The following is a 13,653-nucleotide window of genomic DNA, read 5'->3' as shown; positions in this document are numbered from 1 at the left end:
GGCGGGACTGAAAAGGTCGAGCCGGGAAATCCTAAAGCTTCAGGCGCCGCGTCCAGCCCGTCGTCAGTTCCAGCACCGCATCGAGCGTGCGCTTTTGCAGATCGCCGGATTCAACGGCTTCGCCCGTGTAAACCGGCGTTTCCTGCGCCAGCGCATCGCCGATCCAGATCCGCAGCACGCCGACCTGCTCATCCGCCTTGACCGGGGCCAGCAGCGGGCCCTTGTACTCGACATGCGCCTTGAGGCGGTCCTTGTTGGCGGCCGGGACAAGAAGGCTGATCTTTTCGTGGGCCTTGAGCGGCACGCTGGATTTGACACCGCCGAACACGCTGGCCTCAGCGATGGTCTCGCCCTCGGCAAAGATATTGACTTCCTCGAAGGCGCTATAGGCCCATTCAAAGATTTTCTTGGCTTCTTCTGCCCGCTCCTTGTCCGTCGCCAGACCGCTCAGGGCGGCGATGTAACGGCGCCCATTATGTTCGGCTGAACCAACGAGACCATAGCCGGATTGTTCGGTATAGCCGGTACCCATGCCATCAGCGCCGATATCCAGCTTCAGCAAGGGATTGCGGTTGCGCTGGAAAATATTGTTCCAGGTAAAGCTCTCCTGCGCATAGGTGCGGTAATATTCCGGATATTCGTGCTTGATGTAGCGGGCCAGCGTGACAAGGTCTGTCAGCGATACCTTTTGTTCAGGATCGGGCAATCCGGTCGAATTGCGGAATGTCGAATTCTTCAGACCGATTTCCTTCGCCCGCGCGTTCATCATCCCGGCAAATTTTTGCTCAGAGCCGGCAATGCCTTCAGCCAGGATGATGCAGCCGTCATTGGCAGACTGCACGATAACGCCCTGGATAAGGTCGCCGACGCTGATCGACGATTTGAGCTTGGCAAACATGGTGGAGCCGCCGGACGGCGCCCCGCCCGTGCGCCAGGCATTTTCGCTGACGGTATACTGGGTGTCGATCTTGATCTGGCCGGTCTTGAGCGCATGAAAGACCAGTTCCATGGTCATCAGTTTGGCGAGCGCTGCCGGTTCGATCAGCGTGTCAGGCGCTTTGGCATAGAGAATGGTACCGGTCTGGTCTTCAAGCATCAGGGCCTGCTTGGCCTTGGTATCGAACAAGGCTTCCTGCGCGTGGACCGGCAAAGCGGCAAGCAGCAGAACGGCAAGACTGACGGCGAGCTTACGGAATGGCTTGAGCGGCAACGTTCTCTGATACGAGAAATCAGTTTCCGTCATCGCGCACGACAAACGCATCACCTGCTCCCGCTTTCCAGGCAGCCTGCAGCAAGGCATCGGTATTTTTTCCCGCGCTGGTGCGTGCGATCAAAGCGATGCGCGGGCCATCAGGGCTGTTGACTTCGGACAGATCGACCTTGCCCAATGGCGCCAGGGCGCTCATCACGCGCCCCGCTTCGGACCTGTCGGCGAAAAGGCCGACATCGACATATTCACCCGCCGGTGCCGCTGCAGCGTCACGCTGCCTGTTTTCATTCTTCCACGCGTCGGAAATGGTCTTCGGCGATATCAGGCTGTTCATCGCCACCGCCGTCGCATTGGCACTTGCAACACGCTCGCTGGCGTAGGAACTGACGAATGGAGACGCGCGCCTGGTGTTGCCCTTGAGCGATCCGAGCAGGATTGCCGGCTTGTCGTCGATATAGGGACCAACGAGCGGCAGAACCGGCTGTATGTCATAGCCAAACGGCATCGCGCCCATGGCCGCATCCATCTGCGGCTGCGCGGGTGCGCCAAGACCGGCGGCCTGGTCATTGAATGATACCGGCGCCACATTCAGGCTGGCCACCTGAACGCCCTGCGCCTTCGGCGGCTGCATGCCGGGAATGGAAACAGCATTGCGCTGGGTGGGTGTCGGCCCATTCATGGCAATCATCGTGCCTGAATCCGGCTGCATCAGCCGGTCACGCATGCCGGGGCCACGATATGATGCGAGCAAAAAGTTGTCGTCGCGCCCTTCCAGCGGCGCGCGGCCCACATATTCAACCTTCACATCGGCGGTTCCCGTGTGCTGGTAGTCGAGCATGGTCGCCGCCTTTTGCGACAGATCGATCACGCGGTTGCTGTGATAGGGCCCGCGGTCGTTGACGCGCACGATCACGGAACTGCCATTGGCAAGATTGGTCACGCGCGCATAGCTTGGCAATGGCATGGTCGGGTGCGCCGCCGACAGGTGGTTCATGTCATACACTTCGCCATTGGCGGTCAGGCGGCCATGAAAGGCCGAGCCATACCAGGATGCGCGCCCCTGACGCTTGTAGCCCAGCTCTTCCTTGGGATAATACCACTTGCCGCGGACCTGATAGGGCCTGCCGAGCTGGTTGCGTCCGCCGCCGCGCGGCATGTTGCGGAAATCCGTGACGACACGCGGGCTGGCTTTGACGCCATATTCCGATTCAGCGAAATATTCCTTGCCGTGGCCTCGTTTGCCAACTTTTGCCTTTGGTGACGCGCAGGCTGCCATCAGGGCGCCCATCGCAACAACTCCCGCAATTCGAAAAGCTTTGGCTTTTGACAATGCAAACTACCGGCTGAATGCCGTCCCCACACTTTTACGCAACGATACTGAACAACAACCCGGTGCAGCCCCAGGACCCATCATGGAGTATTGCACCAGAATTATAACTCGCACCGATAGGTTGACAGCACCTTAACAAGACAGGGCAACATTGCGTGTCACGGCTAACTTTGGTTAACGGGCGTCTCATTCGCAAGGGAACAGAGGCCTGAGGCGCTTTCAGGCCGCTATTGTCAGAGCCAGCCGCCGAAAATATAAGTCAGGAGCGCGGCGGCCGCCACGCCTCCGATGAATATGGCGATATACCAGGCATTTGAGCTGTGGCTTGGCCAGACCTCTTCGTCATCCTCATCAAAATCTTCGATCATTCTCCTTGCATCCTCCTGTGGCCCGGCTTGTCAGATGCTGCACACATCGTCCAGGCCGGGCCCTGCCAACGGGATTTCGCCAGCGTTCTTCAACTCGGATTACCGGTGAAGGTTCCAAATCAAAGCCATTTGGCCACACCGGCGGCCCGCCACAGCAAGCAAGCTGCGGCGCGCTGAATTGGGCACCGCGCACCAAACAGCGCTCCTGCAACAAATCCGCGCTTTCTTTTCACGCCATGGTTGTATTCCGATTCAATACAACTAAGTATAGCTGAAAGAATTTCGGGGGTCTTCAAGTATGTATATAATCAAGCACGGCGTGCGAAACACGCTTGGTGATGTTTTATGGGACGAGCCCCTGCCCCTGCGATTCGAAACAATTGAAGATTGCAAGCTTACAATTCGGTCGCTGATCGAGCGTTATGATCACAGCGAGTTTGAACAGGAAAACGACCGGTGGTGCACGTGGAACGACAGCAAACAAAACGAGTTTCACTATTGGTGGATCGTTTCAATGGCAACGTTGCTTTAGGAAAAACCAGGCCATCTTGCGCCTTTGCATGTCTGTTGTGACGGGTGAACGGTCTGTCGCGATTAGGTGCCGCGATGATACCTATTTTTCCTGGAACGGGCCTGTTAAAACGCCACGCATGGACCAAGCGAACGTCAAAATTTCCAAAGTTCTGATCATCGAAGATGATCATTTTTACGCCGATTCGCTCAGGCGGCACTTCAGGACATCCGGCCAGCAGGTGGCGATCGCCGAGACCTTCCACGCCGCCCAGATGGCCATAGAGGCCGACGAGTTCGACCTGATCATCATCGATCCCGGACTTCCCGACTATGGCACTGAAATGGAATCCCGTGATGTGCGTCTCAAAATCGTCGAGTCCATCATCAATTCCACCCCTGCCGCGGTTCATCTGGTTATCACCGGCCGGTATTCGACCGATGAGGCGGAAACATGCCGGAACCTCGGCGCGAAGGGATATCTGGGTAAAAACCGGCTCAATGCGCCCACGCTCGCCAGTATTCTTGAACTCATGACCCGTTCCGAATTCGTCTTGCACCGGGGCAGCGAGACGATCAGCGACGCTTTTCCCGGCTACTACTATCCGTTCCTGTCCCTATCGGAAGAAGAATGCCTCCAATGGGTGGAAGACCGCCCGAAGGGCATGAAGCGCAATGAACTGTTTGTGCTCATGGCAAAGCACTTCAAGATGAAAAGTGCCGAGATGGCCGAGCAGAAATACAAGCGCGCGCGCAGCAAAGTCCTGGCGCACGGGCGCAAGATCACTGCCAACAACAACGATCCTGTAAGCGATTGAGGAAAAGGCCGTGGAAATATACAGCGGTTGGCGCATCTGTCTTTTAGGTCTTGTTCTGATCTGTGCGGCCTCTGCCGCCTCCGCGGCCATGGTCGAACCGCACGTTCTCCAGATCGAACGCCAGCGCGGAAAACCCATTGCCTCCTATAACGAGGATGATCTGGCAAAATCATTTGCCTACCGGGTGATCAAGACCAGGACGCCCTGGAGCAACGATGTACAGCGTACCTATAGGGGGTTTTCGCTGATCGAAATTCTGGCAAAGAACGGATTGGCCAATGCGCAGGTCATCAAAGGAATAGCGCCCGACAATTATTCCGCCAGAATCGCGATGGATGAAATCAAACGTTACAATCCGATCGTAGCCTCGCAGATTGCCTGCAACGACATCGAGGCCAAGGCAGGAAAATGCCGGGAAGGCGATTTCCGCCCTCTCGAGCCCGGCGATTTCGGGCCATTCTCCATTGTCTGGCCCGTCGACAACATGCCCCAGGCCCCTGACCCGGAAGATCGTTCGCGATGGGTCTGGTTTCTCACCGGATTGCAATTTGAACAATGATGTTCAAAAACGCATTCCTCTGGACTAACTGCGATCTCTCCGAGTTCACTATGTTTTCCCGGAGCTACCCGTTAGTAATACCCGTCAAATGAAGTAAAATTCAGCACATTTATTTGTAGAATATTTTGTTTCTGCGTTGTTGCTTGCCGTTCAGTCAAAGCGTATTCTATCGCCACAGTGCCGAAGAGCACAGGGGGAGATAAAATGGGTGAATTGGACCGTGATCCAGAACTCAATAAGCTTGCAAAATACCTCATTCACCAATCGCTGCCTCTTGCCATAAGTACCTCTGGTTACAATCCGACCACGAGGGACCTGGATATGATCGAGGAAGCATTGAAGGCGCGTTATGGTGCCGATCTTGCCAATGTCTCCATTCGCGAGATTGACGAATTTCTGCACCGGCGCTTCAGCAGGCTGAGCGAGAAGCCGAACCGGCGCACGATTCACCGGTTCTTGAAAATACTGGCGGGAAAGGCCGGAAAACGCAGTTAAGCGGCCGCTCGGTTGATTTAAAGGACATCAGGCCGCAGCCGGATCGGGCTGTCCGCTATTGGTCACCGGCCAGCGCCGGAGCGTCGGGATTGTGATTACCCGCATGCCTGAAATCGGCACCCATTCTCCCGAGAAACAGCACCATCATTGATATTGCCACGAATGCGAATAGAACCGGCCAAACCGACATCACATAGGGTTGGTAGTCTATTTTCGTGTTCTCGCCATCCTGATCCACAGAGCCCCCTGCCCGTAAACGACGTCATTCCCAGCTTAACGCCGGCACAAAGATGCTATTTCCAGATTAATATCATCTGAACAAATGCATGCTTTGCATTGCGTTTGTGCAAGCAATTTTGTCGATATCCGTTTTGCGCAAGCAAAAGTGGAGTATTGGGACCGGCACCTGATCTGGTCTATCCGGGCGCTTCTTGAAAAAGCCCAACTCCGGTGCTCATGATGCAGTATTGCTACTCTCCATGAGGCAATGGGAGGCTCGGTGATATTCTTCCCCCGTCAATGCCCCAACCGAGCCTCGCCCGCCTCCATTTTCAGACGGCGGGCAAAGAAGCGCAGGATTTCATCCCTCGCCTGCAAGGTCGGCTGACCCTGTTCGTCGATCAGATGCGCCGTGACGACGCTGTGCGGCGTTGTCACATATTGTGCGAAAAACGGCGGAACCTCGGTGTTGGCAGCGCTATCGGGAAGAACATGGCCGATGAACCGGTCTCCAAGCGCCTCCGCATAGGCGGCAAAGCGCCGGGCCTGGCAGAACTGATCGCCCTGGAAACGGTATGCCAGAACCGTCAGGTCCTCCCGCTCCAGCCTGTCGCGCACGGCGGCCAGTTCGTCCGGCGGGCTTTCAATTGCCGCGGGATCATCGAGCGGCAGCGTCGGCTGCGACAGGACCGGCGCCAGCACCGATGCCTCCAGCATCATCGACAGGGCAAAATTTCCGGTAAAACACATCCCGATGGCGCCGACACCGGGACCGCCGCATTCCGCATGGGCAAGCTTGGCGAGCGCACGGAGCCACCGCGTCACCGGGCTTGCACCTTTCCCTGCAAACGCCCTGAATTCGGCGCTGACACAGGCACGCTGAAAGACCGCTGCGCCTTCTCCGGCCGTTGCGACCACCCCGTCACGCCCAAACAGCGACGGCATGAAGACTGTGAATCCCGCTTCGCGGACCCAACGGGCAAAGCGCGCGACCTGCGGGCTGATCCCCGGCATTTCGGTCATCACGATGACGGCCGGTCCATGACCGGAGACCAGTACCGTTTTCGTCACATCGTCGATCGTGACATCGCGCCGGTCGAAATCCTCCAACGGGTCGGAGACGCTCACATCGCTGCCTGCCATGACAAATCCCTTCGCTTAGGCTAATACCAGATTTTGAACTCAGCAAAATCTGGACTATCTGATACCGTATGTCAAACTCAGAGTCGGACGCTTCTATCCGCCGCCGGGCCCTGGTCCCGAAAGACCAGTGTCCCATGGCGCTTGCCGCTGAAATCCTTGGCGATCGCTGGACGCTGCTTATTCTGCGCGAAGCGTTTTACGGTGTGCAGCGCTATGACGACATGCGGGCGGACCTTGACGCACCGCGATCGATGCTGTCGGACCGGCTTGCCAGGCTGGTTGCGGCCGGGATCATGACGCGGCGGGCCTATCAGGAACCCGGCGAGCGTGAGCGTCACGCCTATGCGCTGACGGCATCCGGGCGGGCCCTCGCCCTTACCTTATCGGCACTGACGCAATGGGGCGAAGCCCATATACTGGAAGAACCGGCTCCCGTCGGTATCATTGACGTATCGACGGGTGAGGAACTTCGCGTGGCCTTTGTCAACAATGCCGGCAAATCCGTTGAACCGGGGAAGGCCCGTCTTGCCAAACGCGAAGGGTCCGGCCGATGGACTCGTTGATCACCGCTGCAGCCCGTGCCCTCGCGACGGGTGATATCCTCGGCGCGTTGAAGCGGGTGGCGCTGCGCGATGATGCACCTGCCCTCGCCCTGCGTGGCATCGCCATGGCGCAGCTTGGTGAATTCCCGCGTGCCAGAACGCTGTTGCAGAATGCCGCGCGAGCGTTCGGCGCAAGGGAGGAAGTCGCCCGCGCGCGCTGCATCGTCGCCGAGGCTGAGATTGCGCTCGTCTCACGCGACCTGGGCTGGCGCGTGAAGGCGCTCGACACGGCGCGCGAAACCCTTGAGGCCCATGGCGATCACGTCAATGCCGCCCACGCGCGAACCGTGCATATTCGGCGGCTGCTGCTGGTCGGTCATGTCGACGCTGCCGAGCGCGCCCTTGCCACGCTTGATCCTGCGCCGCTGCCGGCAGCCTCAAGAGCTGCCCTCGCCCTGGTGGCTGGCGGAATTGCCATTCGGCGCCTCGACACGTCGGCAGCGCGCAACGCGCTCAAGCGGGCCAGGGACGCCGCGCTTGAAGCGAAGATCCCCGCCCTTATCGCCGAAGTTGAGCATGCCTCCCGCGTTCTGCAGGAACCCGCCGCGCGTCTGATCAGGCGGGGCGAGGAATATCCCCTCCGGCTTGAGGAGGTTGAAACCCTGCTTGCATCCGGAGCGCTTGTTGTCGACGCATGCCGGCATGTCGTGCGGGTCAGAGATCGGGTAATATCCCTCGCCACGCGCCCGGTATTGTTTGCGCTGGCCCGCACCCTGGGCGAAGCCTCGCCCGGCGACGTGCCGAGAGCTGTGCTCCTCGCCCGTGCATTCGGGGCAAAACATGCGGACGAGTCGCACCGCGCCCGCCTGAGAGTGGAAGTTGGACGGCTGCGCGAGGAATTGCGGCTGCTGGCGGATGTCTCTGCAACGGCACAGGGGTTTTGTCTCACGCCCCTCGACGCCAGCGAGATCGTCGTGCTCGCCCCGCCGGTGGAAGAGCAGAATGGGGCGGTTCTCGCCTTTCTCGCCGATGGTGAGTCATGGTCAAGCTCCGCGCTGGCAATTGCACTGGGGGCAAGTTCCCGCACCGTCCAGCGGGCGCTGCAGGCACTTGCGGCGGCAGGAAAGGTGCAATCATTCGGCCGCGGGCGCGCCCGCCGCTGGATCAGTCCGCCTGTGCCGGGATTCCCGACAGTCTTGTTACTCCCCGATCTCCTGCCAATGGATTAGGGTCAGAATGACGCCAAGAAACAAAACTTGCTCTCAGTGACAAGGATGACATCATGAAACAATCTGCCAAAATTCTCCGCGAGTATGGCCCATTTCCCGGCGCTGACGAGGTGGCTGGTGTTACCTTCGATGGACGGAACGTCTGGTTCGCTTCGGGCGAAAAGCTGAATGCGCTCGATCCGGAAAGCGGTGCCGTGCTGCGCTCCATTGACATTGCCGCCCATGCGGGAACCGCTTTCGATGGCCGCTATCTCTTTCAGATCGCCGAAGACAGCATCCAGAAAGTCGACCCGGAGACGGGCCGCGTGCTCTCCACGATCCCGGCGCCCGGCGGCGGCGGCGATTCAGGACTTGCCTGGGCGGAAGGAACGCTCTGGGTCGGACAGCACCAGGGCCGGAAAATCCATCAGATCGATCCGCAGACAGGTGCCATTCTTCGCACCATCGAGTCCAATCGCATGGTCACCGGCGTAACCTGGGTTGACGGGGAACTCTGGCACGGCACCTGGGAAAAAGATCACAGTGACGTCAGGCGCCTGAACCCTGAAACCGGCGACGTCCTGACGATCCTCGACATGCCATCGGGCACCGGGGTATCGGGGCTCGAATCCGATGGCGGCGATCAGTTTTTCTGTGGCGGCGGCAAAAGCGGCAAGCTGCGCGTTGTCGCCCGGCCCAAATAATACTGCGAGGCAAAGAACAGCCCGAAAAATCTGTGCAACAGCTGATAAGGAGAAGTGCAATGACCAATGCTTCCTATCGCTGGGTCATCGTCGCGGCAGGCGGCCTCTTGGGCTGCATGGCCATCGGCGCGATGTTTTCCCTCCCGGTCTTTCTTCAGCCCATTGCCCGGGATACGGGCTGGTCGGTCACCGGCGTGTCCGGCGCCATGACGATCGGGTTCATCTCCATGGCATCGGCAAGCATGCTGTGGGGAAACCTGTCCGACAGGTTTGGCGCCCGGCCCGTGGTGCTGACCGGCTCGGTGCTTTTGACCGCAAGCCTGGCGCTGGCCAGCCGTGCGACGTCGCTGGTCGAGTTTCAACTGATCTTCGGCCTCGTCGTCGGCGCTGCCACCGCCGCAATCTTCGCGCCGATGATGGCCTGCGTCACCGGCTGGTTCGACACGCAGCGCAGCCTTGCCGTATCGCTGGTTTCGGCGGGGATGGGAATGGCGCCAATGACCATGTCCCCTTTGGCGGCATGGCTTGTCTCGATCCATGACTGGCGCACATCCATGCTGATCATTGCCGGCGTTGCCGCCGCTGTGATGATCCCCGCCGCCCTTTTCGTCCGCCGCCCGCCAGCCGCGGAAGCGGGAAGCGCCCAGGCGCTGCAAAGCGCGGAACCGCAGTCGTCCATGTCCCTCGCGCAAGCCATCCGGTCCCCGCAGTTCATCATCCTGCTTCTGACCAACTTCTTCTGCTGCGCCACCCACTCCGGCCCGATTTTCCATACGGTAAGTTATGCGGTCAGCTGCGGAATTCCGCTGATTGCGGCGGTTTCGATCTACAGCGTGGAAGGACTGGCGGGACTTGGCGGACGCATCGTCTTTGGCATTCTGGGTGACCGCCTCGGCGCCAAGCGCGTACTGGTTGGCGGGCTCCTGATCCAGGCATTCGGGGCACTGGCCTATGTCTTCGTGCAGGAGCTTGCCGGGTTTTATGCCGTGGCCGCATTGTTCGGTTTCATCTATGCCGGGGTCATGCCGCTCTACGCGGTGCTGGCCCGCGAGAATTTTCCCATGCGCATGATGGGCACCATCATCGGCGGAACGGCAATGGCTGGCGGCCTGGGCATGGCCACGGGTCCATTGGCCGGAGGATTGATCTACGATACATTCGCCAGCTACGAATGGCTTTACATCGGAGCCTGGGCCATCGGCATCGGCGCATTCCTCATCGCCCTGACCTTCAGGCCATTTCCGCAAGCCCGGCCTGTTCCGGCGTCACCCGCGTTCCATGGAGATTCGGCGGCATGAGAATCATGAGCCTCAACGGCTGGGGCGGCAAGCTGCACGAACCGTTGATAGCCTATCTCCAAACCGATCAGCCCGATGTCCTGTGCCTGCAGGAAGTGATCCATAGCCCGGAAGCCGCGGATGATTGGCTGCTTTATCGCGACGGCGATCATCTCCTGCCCCAGCGCGCCAATTTTTTCCGCGATGTCGCAGCCGCGCTCCCCCACCATACCGCCATGTTCTGTCCGGCAGCCCAGGGCGTATTGTGGAACAACGATGAGCCGGTGCCCTCGCAATGGGGACTGGCGACATTTGTGCGGAACTCACTGCCGGTGACGGCGCAGGCCCAGGATTTCGTGCACAAGGCGTTTTCACCGCATGGCTATGGCGACCATCCGAGATCGCGGCCCGCGCACGCAATCCGGGTTTACGACTATGCGCGCAACCGCATGGTCGCCATTGTCCACATGCACGGGCTGCGCGATGTTAATGGAAAGATGGATACGCCCGAACGGCTGGCACAGGCGCGCAGACTGCAGGAACTGGCACGACGCATTGCCGCGCCGGACGATCCGCTGATTGTGTGCGGTGATTTCAATGTCGAACCGGGAAGCGAGACCTTCGCGGTACTCGCCGAAATCGGGCTGACGGACCTGGTCACGGCCGGAGGGTTCGGCGGAACCCGCACTTCGCACTATCGCAAGCCGGGGCGGTTCGCCGACTACATGCTGGTGAACCGGAACGTCGGGGTTCGGGAATTTACCGTGGTGACAACGCCGGAGGTATCGGATCACTGTCCGCTGATCCTTGAGATATGAGCGGCGATGCCGCCCGCCCCCGAGGCAGCGTGATCCAGAACACCGCTCCATCGTCATTGCGGGCATGGAGCGTGCCGCCCGAGCGCTCCAGCAGCCGCGTGCAGAGGGAAAGGCCAAGACCCATGCCGTTCTCCTTGGTCGTGAAGAATGGATGGAACAGGTTTTTGAGGACGTCGCCGGATAGTCCCGGGCCGTTATCGGCAATTTCGATGATGTTGACCCTGTCCTGACCGAATGTCCTGATGGCGATCCTCTTGCGGTCATGGCTGCATTCGGACAGGGCATCGATAGCGTTGCGCAGAAGATTGTGAATGACCTGTTCAAGCTCAATGGCACCCACCACCGATTTCGGCGACGGGGCGGCAAAATCCATCGATATCTCGATATTCTGTTCCTTCAGTTTCGCCCGCATCAGCTCGACCATGTTCACGACGATCGGGTTGAGGTCCTGCAGCACCGGTTGAACATCATTCCCGACGATGTAATCGCGCATCCGGTGCAGGATGTTGCCGGCACGCCGGGCCTCGCGCACATTGGCGGAAAGCGCCTGCCGGAGGCCACTGTCCTTGGTCCCGGTCTTCTCCTGGTCCAGGAGAATGAGTCCCGCCTGGCTCTGGCTGAGCAAGGCCGTGAGGGGCTGTGTGAGTTCATGGGCAATGCCCGAGGCCAATTCACCGACAGCATTGACCCGCAAGGCCTGGGACAATCGGGTTTCATGCCGGAGCGAATCCATCTGGCGGCGGGCGGACTGCTCGGCCTCTCGCGCTTGCGCCAATGCCCTGCGCTGGTTCACCAGCAGATGAAAGACGTACAATGCCGCGAGACCAAGCAGCGACAGCGGGACAATCAACCGCCAATCCAGCAGCTCGCCAAGTGTGACTTGATTTTCGAAATGGCTGTGAAACTGAACATCATCATCGGGATGCTCGGGTGTTCTGGTCAGATCAACCGAAAACCATGGCAGGATTGTCCGCAAAAACCCGCGCGGTTGCGGGTTCGCCGTATAAATCACCCTACTCCCCAAGCGAAGTTGGTATTCCATGTTTCCGGGCACATGGATCGATTGAATCGCCTTGCCGGCATCGTAGACGGCGATGATGACCGCCGGTGTCTGCCGGTTCATGAACTTCATTGCAAACACGACATGATCGGCAAACTGAGGCGGCGCATAGTTGACAATTTCCCCTTCGGGTTGGCGCGCAACGGCACTTACCATGGTCTGCAAATCCGTCTCTTCCGGCGTTGCGCTCGTGGAAGGCACGCTGATCGTTTCGCTCATCTCCGATTGACCAGGCTTGACCTCGTAAAGATGGATACTGTTGCAATAGGGATTGGTTTTCATGATGCCCAAGGCAATCTGCCGGAATGATGGATGGCTATCACCGTCAGGCAATTGCAACACCTGTTGCAACAGCGTCAGGCTCGCCCGCATCTCCGCCCCTAGTGTCGAAAGCTGGCCCGTCATTACCAAACGTTTATGTGCAAAATCGTCGCGAATCTGGATCACGCATATGGCGGCAACGATTGCGACAACCACAAGCTCAATCGCAATCCATTGAACGAGAAAGGCCCTGATCGAATATGGTTTCACCATCGCCGCACCGGAATTGCCGTTGTCCCAATCGGATGCCTTGAACCGGCAGCCTCACCTCAATGAATTCATAGCACGTTGATAGCGGCAACGCGCCAGATTGATTTGCCGCCTTCTATCCCCGCCATTTTTTCCCCGTGCAACGGAATGACCTGTGATGAAACGTTTCAACGGGCGTATCATGGCTTGAGTGCTCGCGCGAATATGATTCGCGCAAACAACCGCGGTGCGCTATTGCAAAATCAATTGTCCGGGGCAGGATCGACGGCATGACATCGCAATACCCCATCTATCTCATCGATGACGACGATGCGGTCAGGGAAGGTCTGTCGCTGTTGTTCCGCGCCCGGGACATGACCGTCCGGACCTTCGTCGATGCCGGCACGTTCCTCGCGCAAGTCGACCGGAACAAGCCGGGATACCTGCTGGTGGATCTGGCAATGCCGCAGGTGAATGGGCTGGAGCTGCATCAACGGCTGCTTGCGCAGGGAATCCGCTGGCCGCTGGTCATTTTGACCGGACACGGCGATGTCGCGGCCTGCCGCGCGGCCTTTCAGGTTGGCGTCACGGATTTTCTCTCCAAGCCCGTTGATGCCGACACCTTGTTTGCAACCATCCATGCCATGGAACGGCTGCTCGACACCGCGCTCGAGCGGCAGCAGGACGAGGCATTGCTGGCAACGCTGACGCCACGCGAAAGCGAGATTTTGAACATGATCTGCCGCGGCTTCGACACGAAGGCTATTGCCAATGCCCTCGGCATATCCCCCCGCACTGTCGACGCCCACCGCGTGAACATTTCGACAAAACTCGGCACAACGTCCGTTGTTGAACTCGTTCGCATGACAATGGGCGGATGAT

Annotated in this window: 14 protein-coding genes; 9 read left to right on the top strand and 5 right to left on the bottom strand. The window is 59.0% G+C overall.

The annotated features are described in order from the left end of the window. Window positions 1-31 precede the first annotated feature (31 nt). The 3 genes from C5750_RS05580 to C5750_RS26905 all read right to left on the bottom strand — a co-directional run bounded on the left by C5750_RS05580 (window position 32) and on the right by C5750_RS26905 (window position 2,908). Window positions 32-1,261: a D-alanyl-D-alanine carboxypeptidase family protein gene (locus tag C5750_RS05580; RefSeq protein ID WP_245420989.1), complete on the bottom strand. Its 1,230-nt coding sequence runs from the start codon at window positions 1,259-1,261 to the stop codon at window positions 32-34. Continuing rightward, on the bottom strand, window positions 1,230-2,498 hold the full coding sequence (locus C5750_RS26910) for a septal ring lytic transglycosylase RlpA family protein (RefSeq protein ID WP_105732795.1): 1,269 nt from the start codon (window positions 2,496-2,498) through the stop codon (window positions 1,230-1,232). Before C5750_RS26910 ends, C5750_RS05580 begins: the two co-directional genes overlap by 32 nt. A 275-nt stretch (window positions 2,499-2,773) precedes the next feature. Further along, the gene (locus tag C5750_RS26905) at window positions 2,774-2,908 is read right to left on the bottom strand and encodes a hypothetical protein (RefSeq protein WP_280952398.1); all 135 of its coding nucleotides are present in this window, start codon (window positions 2,906-2,908) and stop codon (window positions 2,774-2,776) included. A 422-nt stretch (window positions 2,909-3,330) separates the two neighbouring features. On the opposite strand from C5750_RS26905, the gene C5750_RS05570 reads away from it, so the two are divergent. The 3 genes from C5750_RS05570 (at window position 3,331) to C5750_RS05560 (ending at window position 5,290) form a co-directional block, all read left to right on the top strand. Next, entirely contained in the window at window positions 3,331-4,236 is a 906-nt protein-coding gene (locus C5750_RS05570; protein WP_105732794.1) for a response regulator, read from the top strand. Window positions 4,237-4,246: 10 nt separating this feature from the next. Continuing rightward, window positions 4,247-4,795, top strand: coding sequence for a hypothetical protein (locus C5750_RS05565; protein WP_105732793.1), 549 nt, complete (start codon window positions 4,247-4,249; stop codon window positions 4,793-4,795). Between the two features lie 204 nt (window positions 4,796-4,999). Next, complete coding sequence (locus tag C5750_RS05560) at window positions 5,000-5,290, top strand: hypothetical protein (protein WP_105732792.1); 291 nt, start codon at window positions 5,000-5,002, stop codon at window positions 5,288-5,290. Between the two features lie 516 nt (window positions 5,291-5,806). Here C5750_RS05560 and C5750_RS05550 read toward each other — a convergent pair. Beyond that, window positions 5,807-6,652, bottom strand: a complete 846-nt coding sequence (locus tag C5750_RS05550) for a dienelactone hydrolase family protein (protein ID WP_105732790.1) — start codon at window positions 6,650-6,652, stop codon at window positions 5,807-5,809. 68 nt (window positions 6,653-6,720) lie between these two features. On the opposite strand from C5750_RS05550, the gene C5750_RS05545 reads away from it, so the two are divergent. Genes C5750_RS05545 through C5750_RS05525 form a run of 5 tightly spaced genes read left to right on the top strand, consistent with a single transcriptional unit; the run spans window position 6,721 to window position 11,201 of the window. Beyond that, window positions 6,721-7,215 (top strand): winged helix-turn-helix transcriptional regulator, encoded by a 495-nt coding sequence (locus C5750_RS05545; RefSeq protein ID WP_199537965.1) that lies wholly within the window; start codon window positions 6,721-6,723, stop codon window positions 7,213-7,215. Then, window positions 7,203-8,423, top strand: coding sequence for a helix-turn-helix domain-containing protein (locus tag C5750_RS05540; protein WP_105732788.1), 1,221 nt, complete (start codon window positions 7,203-7,205; stop codon window positions 8,421-8,423). The genes C5750_RS05545 and C5750_RS05540 overlap by 13 nt, the downstream gene beginning before the upstream one ends. A gap of 53 nt (window positions 8,424-8,476) precedes the next feature. Then, a complete protein-coding gene (locus tag C5750_RS05535; protein WP_105732787.1) occupies window positions 8,477-9,106 on the top strand; it encodes a Vgb family protein in 630 nt (209 codons plus the stop codon). A 59-nt stretch (window positions 9,107-9,165) separates the two neighbouring features. After that, window positions 9,166-10,404 carry an MFS transporter gene (locus tag C5750_RS05530; protein ID WP_105732786.1) on the top strand — a complete coding sequence of 413 codons (1,239 nt, stop codon included), beginning with the start codon at window positions 9,166-9,168 and terminating at the stop codon, window positions 10,402-10,404. Next, the gene (locus tag C5750_RS05525) at window positions 10,401-11,201 is read left to right on the top strand and encodes an endonuclease/exonuclease/phosphatase family protein (protein WP_105732785.1); all 801 of its coding nucleotides are present in this window, start codon (window positions 10,401-10,403) and stop codon (window positions 11,199-11,201) included. Before C5750_RS05530 ends, C5750_RS05525 begins: the two co-directional genes overlap by 4 nt. Here the strand turns inward: C5750_RS05525 and C5750_RS05520 are convergent. Then, window positions 11,143-12,795, bottom strand: coding sequence for a sensor histidine kinase (locus tag C5750_RS05520; RefSeq protein WP_105732784.1), 1,653 nt, complete (start codon window positions 12,793-12,795; stop codon window positions 11,143-11,145). The two genes, C5750_RS05525 and C5750_RS05520, sit on opposite strands and share 59 nt — an antisense overlap. A gap of 266 nt (window positions 12,796-13,061) precedes the next feature. On the opposite strand from C5750_RS05520, the gene C5750_RS05515 reads away from it, so the two are divergent. Next, window positions 13,062-13,652 (top strand): response regulator transcription factor, encoded by a 591-nt coding sequence (locus C5750_RS05515; RefSeq protein WP_105732783.1) that lies wholly within the window; start codon window positions 13,062-13,064, stop codon window positions 13,650-13,652. The last annotated feature ends 1 nt before the right edge of the window (window position 13,653 follow it).

Origin of the sequence: Phyllobacterium myrsinacearum (assembly GCF_002980555.1) — a bacterium.
In the GTDB taxonomy this organism is placed as follows: Bacteria; Pseudomonadota; Alphaproteobacteria; order Rhizobiales; family Rhizobiaceae; genus Phyllobacterium; species Phyllobacterium myrsinacearum.
The sequence above is the reverse complement of the archived record's forward strand: the minus strand, read 5'-3'. Positions and strand labels throughout refer to the sequence as shown.

Coding starts and splice junctions, on each gene's coding strand:
- C5750_RS05545 (WP_199537965.1), top strand. CDS start 6,721: ATGTCAAACTCAGAGTCGGACGCTTCTATCCGCCGCCGGGCCCTGGTC.
- C5750_RS05515 (WP_105732783.1), top strand. CDS start 13,062: ATGACATCGCAATACCCCATCTATCTCATCGATGACGACGATGCGGTC.
- C5750_RS05530 (WP_105732786.1), top strand. CDS start 9,166: ATGACCAATGCTTCCTATCGCTGGGTCATCGTCGCGGCAGGCGGCCTC.
- C5750_RS05550 (WP_105732790.1), bottom strand. CDS start 6,652: ATGGCAGGCAGCGATGTGAGCGTCTCCGACCCGTTGGAGGATTTCGAC.
- C5750_RS05570 (WP_105732794.1), top strand. CDS start 3,331: ATGATCACAGCGAGTTTGAACAGGAAAACGACCGGTGGTGCACGTGGA.
- C5750_RS05560 (WP_105732792.1), top strand. CDS start 5,000: ATGGGTGAATTGGACCGTGATCCAGAACTCAATAAGCTTGCAAAATAC.
- C5750_RS26905 (WP_280952398.1), bottom strand. CDS start 2,908: ATGATCGAAGATTTTGATGAGGATGACGAAGAGGTCTGGCCAAGCCAC.
- C5750_RS05540 (WP_105732788.1), top strand. CDS start 7,203: ATGGACTCGTTGATCACCGCTGCAGCCCGTGCCCTCGCGACGGGTGAT.
- C5750_RS05535 (WP_105732787.1), top strand. CDS start 8,477: ATGAAACAATCTGCCAAAATTCTCCGCGAGTATGGCCCATTTCCCGGC.
- C5750_RS05525 (WP_105732785.1), top strand. CDS start 10,401: ATGAGAATCATGAGCCTCAACGGCTGGGGCGGCAAGCTGCACGAACCG.
- C5750_RS26910 (WP_105732795.1), bottom strand. CDS start 2,498: ATGGGCGCCCTGATGGCAGCCTGCGCGTCACCAAAGGCAAAAGTTGGC.
- C5750_RS05580 (WP_245420989.1), bottom strand. CDS start 1,261: ATGCGTTTGTCGTGCGCGATGACGGAAACTGATTTCTCGTATCAGAGA.
- C5750_RS05520 (WP_105732784.1), bottom strand. CDS start 12,795: ATGGTGAAACCATATTCGATCAGGGCCTTTCTCGTTCAATGGATTGCG.